Origin of the sequence: Streptomyces calidiresistens, from assembly GCF_014141525.1 — a bacterium.
Taxonomy (GTDB): Bacteria; Actinomycetota; Actinomycetes; order Streptomycetales; family Streptomycetaceae; genus Streptomyces; species Streptomyces calidiresistens.
The window spans coordinates 1-1,741 of record NZ_VKHS01000994.1 but is presented as its reverse complement, the minus strand read 5'-3'; the positions used below and the strand labels follow the sequence as shown (position 1 = coordinate 1,741).

Below are 1,741 nucleotides of genomic sequence, written 5' to 3'. Positions count from 1 at the left end.
GGCGATGGGGAGGTCATGGGGGCTCCGGGTCTCGCGCACGGGGACGGAGGGGATTCCCCGTCACCCTTCTTGGAAATGGAAGTCGATTTCATTCATCGTAGCCGTGTCGGAGGGCGTCGACCGGGTCGGGGAGGATGCGGGCACGGGGCGGGACGTGCCGGCGGGAACGAAGGGGGACCACCATGCGATGGACCGTCCACGGCGAGCGATCGCTCCATCGGCATCCGTGGTTGGAGGTGGCGCTGCTCGATGTCGAACGGCCCGATGGCGGTCGCGGTGAGCAACACGCCATTCGGCTGCGGGATGTCGCCGCCTGCGTGGTGACGGACACGGAGCAACGGGTGTTGTTGATGTGGCGGCACCGGTTGGTCACCGACAGTTGGGGGTGGGAACTCCCGATGGGTGTCGTCGACGAGGGGGAGACGCCGGAGCGGACGGCCGTCCGCGAGGTGGAGGAGGAGACCGGTTGGCGAGCCGGGGCCCCGCGGCCCCTGATCCGCGCCGAGCCGGCCGGCGGGATCATGAACGCCCGGCACCACGTCTTCCGGGCCGATGCCGCCGGGTACGTCGGCCCACCGGTCGAGCGGAACGAGTCCGATCGGATCGAGTGGATCCCGCGGGCCGAGGTGCTCGGCATGATCGACCGGGGGGAGATCCTCAGCGGCATCACACTGGTGGGCCTGCTGCGGTGGCTGATGGGGGAGCCCGGGCGCCGGACGCCGGGTGCCGGGTGCCGGGTGCCGGGTGACGAAGCCCCCCGACCCACCGGGGGTGGGGTGCCCGAACGGGTGCCCGAAGGGTGAGGTGGGGGGGCCTCGCATCCGGCTCGTGTCACACCGGCGAAGAGGGGGCACACGGGCGTTCCGGGTGGAATGCCCGGATGCCCCCGGGGATGCCCCGCCGGGGGCCGTATCGGGAGGAGGGCGGACCGCATGGAGATGAACGGTGCCCGGGTGCTGGTGGTCGGCGCGACCGGCGTGATCGGGGGCGCGATCGCCGAGGAGTGCGCCGCGCGCGGCGCCGGCGTGCTGCCCGCCGGGCGCGACCCCGAGCGGCTCACCGAGCGCGCCCGCTCGCTCGGAGCCGACGCGGCGTTCGCCTTCGACGCCTACGACCTGGACACCTGCGCCGGTCTCGCCGCCCGGGCGGCCGAGGCTGCGGGCGGGCTGGACGCGGTGGTGGTCGCGATCGGCACCGTGGCCTTCGCCCCGGCGGCCGACCTCGGGGAGGAGATGGTGGAGCACCTGTTCACCGTCAACGCCCTGGCGCCGATGGCGGTGCTGCGCGGAGCCCTGCCGGTGGTCCGGGAGGGCGGCGCGATCGCGGCGATCAGCGGGGTCCTCGTCGATCGGCCGCAGCCCGGCATGGCCGACTACGGCGCCGCCAAGGCCGCCCTCAGCGCCTGGTTGACCGCTGTCCGCTCCGAGCAGCGCCGCCGCCGGGTGGCGGTGCTGGACGCACGGTTGCCGCACCTGGACACCGGCTTCGCCGACCGCGCGGTGGCGGGCGCACCCCCGACGATGCCGGCCCCCGCCGACCTCGACACCGTGGTGCGCGGCATCGTGGATGCCCTGGTCGAGGGCGCCGCGCTGGTCGTCCCCGACGGGAAGGGGGGTGTGCGCGCGGAGGCCCGGGCCCGCTGACCCCGCCCCGGGGCGGGACACCACCGGATCGGGACGGCCGGGGGCCCCGCCGCTCCCGACGCGTGCCGGTCTCCGGTCCGCCCGCCCGGCCCCCGTCC

At 75.2% G+C, this 1,741-nt stretch carries 2 protein-coding genes; both read left to right on the top strand.

Annotated features, from left to right (window positions below):
- Positions 1–182: 182 nt before the first annotated feature.
- Positions 183–803, top strand: a complete 621-nt coding sequence (locus tag FOE67_RS24840; RefSeq protein ID WP_182667062.1) for an NUDIX hydrolase — start codon at positions 183–185, stop codon at positions 801–803.
- Positions 804–932: 129 nt separating this feature from the next.
- Entirely contained in the window at positions 933–1,643 is a 711-nt protein-coding gene (locus FOE67_RS24835; RefSeq protein ID WP_182667061.1) for an SDR family NAD(P)-dependent oxidoreductase, read from the top strand.
- Positions 1,644–1,741: the final 98 nt, after the last annotated feature.

Coding starts and splice junctions, on each gene's coding strand:
- FOE67_RS24835 (WP_182667061.1), top strand. CDS start 933: ATGGAGATGAACGGTGCCCGGGTGCTGGTGGTCGGCGCGACCGGCGTG.
- FOE67_RS24840 (WP_182667062.1), top strand. CDS start 183: ATGCGATGGACCGTCCACGGCGAGCGATCGCTCCATCGGCATCCGTGG.